Source organism: bacterium (assembly GCA_021158245.1).
Taxonomy (GTDB): Bacteria; Zhuqueibacterota; QNDG01; order QNDG01; family QNDG01; genus QNDG01.
In genome coordinates, this window is sequence record JAGGVB010000078.1 from 1 (window position 1) to 5,535 (window position 5,535).

Annotated in this window: 3 protein-coding genes; 2 read left to right on the top strand and 1 reads right to left on the bottom strand. The window is 40.1% G+C overall.

The annotated features are described in order from the left end of the window. A partial coding sequence (locus tag J7K93_04775; protein ID MCD6116307.1) for a transglutaminase occupies window positions 1-1,457 on the top strand: 1,457 nt, incomplete at its 5' end. Window positions 1,458-2,028: 571 nt separating this feature from the next. Continuing rightward, the gene (locus tag J7K93_04780) at window positions 2,029-4,188 is read left to right on the top strand and encodes an RNA-binding transcriptional accessory protein (protein ID MCD6116308.1); all 2,160 of its coding nucleotides are present in this window, start codon (window positions 2,029-2,031) and stop codon (window positions 4,186-4,188) included. 10 nt (window positions 4,189-4,198) lie between these two features. On the opposite strand, the gene J7K93_04785 is transcribed toward J7K93_04780, so the two are convergent. Beyond that, window positions 4,199-5,535, bottom strand: a 1,337-nt coding sequence (locus tag J7K93_04785) for a PorV/PorQ family protein (protein MCD6116309.1), incomplete at its 5' end; no start/stop codon positions are given.

Genomic DNA, 5,535 nt, shown 5'->3' on the forward strand with positions numbered 1-5,535 from the left:
ACGGCAAAGTCATAAGGCAGATAGAATCACCGGCTTACTGGCCAATGGGGCTTGCCTGGGACGGTAAATATCTCTGGAATGCAGATTATCGCGGAAGGACCGATAAATCCGAAGATATGGACGGTATAATTTTCAAGATAGATCCCAAAGACGGAACCATATTAAAAACTCTGCATGCACCTTCACGCAGCCCCAAGGGATTAGCATGGGACGGCAAATATCTATGGTGTGTTGACGACAGATACGATAAAGTAATCCAGTTCAGCACAGATGACGGTACAACAATAAAATCATTTCCTTCTCCGGCAAAGGATCCCAAAGGAATAACATTTGACGGCAAATATCTATGGATTTCAGACAGAGGGGCTGACGAGATTTATATGGTTGACCCTAATACCGGTTACGTTATTGTAATTGCTACAGCCCCGGGCAACTATGTTCACGGGCTGGCAGTAGACGGCAAAAAACTTTGGGCTGTTGATTATGAAGACGATAAAATTTACCAGTTGAAAATCAGAGATAGTGAAAAACTCATCCGTAAAGATACTGCCTTTCATAAGGTTGTTTTTAACCATAATGTTACATGCTACGGCCCTGGAAAGATTAAAACACTAAATGTATTCATTGCTTTGCCTGCAGACAGAGACAATCAAACCATATTAAAAGATTTTAAATACAATATCAAACCGGCAAAAATTGAAACTGACCAATGGGGCCAAAAAACCGCACTATTCAGCTTTACGGATTTAAAACCCGGCGACAAAACAGAAGTACAGGTTACAACTATATTCAAATCATATAATGTTAGATATTTCATCTATCCGGAAAATGTGGGTTCCCTTGACGACATACCAAAGGATATTAAAAACAAATATCTTGCAGACAATGAAAAATACCAGATTAATAATCCTATCATTAAGGAAACTGTCAAAAAAGTAGTAGGCAACGAAAAAAATCCGTATTGGATAATGCGGAAAATACATCAATATCTCATCGGTCATCTTCACTATCTCATGGATGGAGCGTGGGACACAGCTCCCACTGTTCTTACAAACGGGCACGGGTCATGTTCCGAATATTCATTCTCTTTTATTGCTCTCTGCAAGGCTGCAGGGCTCCCTACCCGTTATGTGGGATCAACATGGGACAGAAAAGAGCTTGCATACATGGATGATGTTTATCACAGGTGGGTGGAAGTGTATCTTCCAGGTTACGGATGGATTCCTACTGACCCCACTCACGGTGACAGGAAAAGCCCGAGAGATCAGGCATCTCCGATTGGGTTTGTCAGTAATGCTGCTCTTATTACTACACAATCAGGAGGCGGATCCAGAACAATGGAGTGGACTTACAACAGCAACGTAAGATACACAACTGAACCAAAAACAAACTTGAATATTACTAATTATTCTGACTGGGATAAAGTTGACAAATCAACTATCAAAGGAATAAAATAGAAGCTAACTGAATAAACGGAAGATGTGGCAATCTCCAGAATTAAGCACACAAATTACGGAGATTGCTTCTTCCTGAAATGCCTGAATCACAACGACAGGATTATTATCTATGATACAATCTTCGTTGTAGAATTTACATATTTTTCATTTCATTTGTATCTCTGATTTTCTGGCTTGATACTGAACTGAGTGGGAAATGCCGGCATCTGCTAATCTCCGTTAAAAAAATGTTAAAAAGCGAACGCCCGGAATCAAATTCTGTTTGAGTCCCGATTTTACTATTAATAAAAAGAATCGGGATCAGACAGACGAACTTTCTTAACGCTGCTTCATTCTTATTTTCGAGCCGGAGATTTTCCTAATGCCGGAAAAAATTATTTATAAAAACTATTTTTAAACTGAATATGATTACTTTATTATCATAATCTATTAATTATATGAAAAACCTATCTGTAATTCCCCATGCATTTCAGCATAACCCAAAAAATCTTCTGTTAAAATTCTTGCATTTATCTCTTTACTATCTTAAATTTATGTCTCTTTAACTATAAAACCTGAAACCGGAGGAGAATTGGAAAATATAATCCCTGTAATTTCCCGTGAATTATCATTATCTAAAAAAAGTGTTAAGAACACAATTGAGCTTCTCGAAGAAGGGAATACCGTACCGTTTATAGCACGCTACAGAAAAGAAGTGACCGGAAGCCTGAATGAAGAAGAAATACGAAATATTGAAAGCAGGTCACTCTATTTAAAGAATCTGAACTTCAGAAAAAACACAGTACTCAAATCCATTAAGGAACAGGAAAAGCTGACTCCTGACTTAAAGAAAAAAATTATTGATGCGCAAAAACTTCAGGAACTTGAAGATCTTTACCTTCCGTTTAAACCGAAAAGGCGTACAAGAGCCACTATTGCAAAAGAAAAGGGACTTGAACCTCTTGCCGAACTTATTCTTGATCAAAAAACTGTTTCTGGTACACCTTTTGATTATGCAGAACAATACATCAACAAAGACAAAAATATTGACACAGCAGAAATGGCTCTTGCAGGAGCACGGGATATTGTCTCTGAAATTATCGCGGACACTGCTGAAATCCGGCAGGAACTCAGACGGATTATGTCAACAACAGGTATAATAAATGCAGAGGCAAAAAACAATGACGCTTTAATAAAATATGAAATATATAAGGAATTTTCAGAACCTGTAAAATCCATCCCCCCTCACAGAATTCTTGCCTTGAACAGAGGTGAAAAAGAAAACCTCCTCAAAGTCCGGATTGATGCGCCGGAAGACAAAATGATTTCGTTAATCCGGGATAAAATAATAAAAAACGGATCCTCTGTATTTACAGGGGAATTGGAAACATCAATTGAAGATGCATATAAAAGATTAATCTTTCCGTCAATTGAGAGGGATATCAGAAAAGAACTCAAGCAGAAAGCTGACAGCCATGCAATAAACATATTTGCAAAAAATCTTCGGGCTCTTCTGTTAACTCCTCCGTACAGAGACAGAATAATTATGGGAATTGATCCCGGATTCAGAACAGGCTGTAAAGTGGCTGTAATTGACTCTACAGGCAAATATCTTGAAGGCAGTGTAATCTACCCGCATCCTCCTCAGAATAAATGGGAAGAAGCCCTGATTTTGCTTAAAGACCTTGCTGAAAAACACAAGGTTGAGATAATTGCCATCGGCAACGGTACTGCATCAAGAGAGACTGAAAAACTTGCTGCAGAATTTATATCTCAGATCGGCAGAAAAATACTTTACACAATTGTCAGTGAGGCCGGAGCTTCGGTTTATTCAGCCTCAGCAGTTGCAAAGCAGGAATTTCCTGACCTTGAAGCATCAATGAGAGGGAACATTTCCATTGCAAGGAGACTTCTGGACCCTCTATCTGAACTTGTAAAAATAAGCCCGCGTTCAATAGGAGTAGGCCTGTATCAGCACGATGTTAATCAAACCGAACTTTCCAAAACTCTTGATGATGTTGTTGAGTCGTGTGTTAATCTTGTAGGTGTAGATCTGAACACAGCGTCTGCATCTCTGTTAAAGTATACTGCAGGAATTAACAGCAGAGTCGCAGAGAAAATCATTGATTACAGAGAGAATAACGGTAAATTTTCAGCAAGAGACGAAATTAAAAAAGTTCCCGGCCTGGGAGAACACGGGTTCATGCAGGCAGCAGGATTTTTAAGAATCCCTGATGCAGAAAACTTTTTTGATTCCACAGCAGTGCATCCGGAGTCTTATGATGCGGCTATTAAACTCCTGGATTATCTTGAGCTGTCAATAGAGGAGGTAAGAGAAAACGGCTCTGTTGTATCAAAAAAAATAAGAGACAAAAAAGTATCTTACACTGAGCTTGCTGAAATTTGTAATTGCGGAGAACAGACTCTGCAGGATATAATTGCAAGCCTTGAAAAACCAAACAGAGACCCGAGAGACAGTATGGATAAACCAATACTGCGCAGTGATGTCCTCAGCATGGATGATCTTTACGAGGGTATGATCTTAAAAGGCACAGTAAGAAATGTTGTTGACTTCGGCGCTTTTGTTGACATAGGAGTTAAACAGGACGGCCTTGTTCATACAAGCAATCTTTCGGACAAATTTATAAAAAACCCCCTTGATGTTGTTTCAGTAGGTGATGTAATTGATGTGGAAGTATTGAGCATTGATAAGGAAAGGGGAAGAATAGGATTAAAACGGTTAGCGGGTTAAACAATCTGTACTACCTGGATATCCTGAACAGCATGTCTCCCACCTGAATCTTGTAACCCTGCAGGTTATCAATAAACTTAACTGCTGCAAGGTTCGACTCAACCCGGATTGCTTCTACTGTTCCGATCTTCTTTAAAGATGTACCGCCTATTTCTGCATCTGCGGACTGACGATAAAGATGAAACCTCGTTCCCGCTTTTATGCCGTTGTCTGATCCCAAATTTATCAGCCCCAGCCCCGGATATTCAGCAACTATTTTTACAATCCGGCAATCCGGCACATCAAAAGAGGATACTTGTTCTCCTTTGTGCCCTCTTGGCCTGTAGAAATAGTAATCAAACGGCGCAAGAGTTATTGTAATGGAAAGTCTGTGCATATTCGCACTGTCAACAGGATCACGGCCGAATGAGTAATTTGTTTCAAAATTAAAAGTTCTCATAGGTACGGAAAAAAATCCCCCTGCTTTAATTCCCTGCCTGTCAAATCCTGCTCTAAGTCCGAATCCGCCAGCTATCTCCCATTCACATCCTGCATGCAGACTTTTTCCAAACCGGGAACCGTATTCAGCATCCATTGAGATTGTAACTGGATAAGTAAACGGCCTGACTCCAATACCTCCACGAATAATGGAGGGAAACTGCTCTTTTAATCCGCTTTCTGTGTTCCATTTAACACCTGCACCGACATTCTGCAGAACAGCACCTGCGGATAAACCCTTTGCTATCTTTACAAAGAGGCCAAAATCAAATCCGTATCCTGTTGATTGAAAATCAGAAAGGTTGTGAACAAAATATTTTGCAGTAACTCCTCCGTAAATCCTTTCTGTAACAGGGACGCCCCAGGAAATCATGTAAGCACTTTCAGCATTTGAAAAACTGCCTGTCTCTCTGCCCAGCCAATCCCTTGCTTCTATATTATTTACTCCAAGCCTGATCCAGCTTATTCCAATCGTTCCCTTCCAGCGTGACGGTAAAACAGCTGAAAGATATGAATACTGCCTGCTCATAGAAAGGAATTGATAAGAGGCAACTATTTGTGCAAGTTTAAGCTGCCCTATACCGGCCGGGTTCCAGTAACAGGCGCTGGCATCATCAGCAATACCTGTAAAAGCGCCTCCCATTGCAAGTGCCCTTGCTCCGGCTCCCATACGCAGATAAGCCCCGGGCAGGCCTGCTCCCCTGTCCTGAGCATGGATATTCAGATAAGAGAGCATCACTCCGGCAAATACTGCTATATAAATACCTGCCTTTTTTATTGAGTTTTTATTTAAAACTTTTAATCTCATCTGATTACTGCAATCTTTCTTACAAGTGTCTTGATTTCCGGACCTGTAACAACACAAAAATA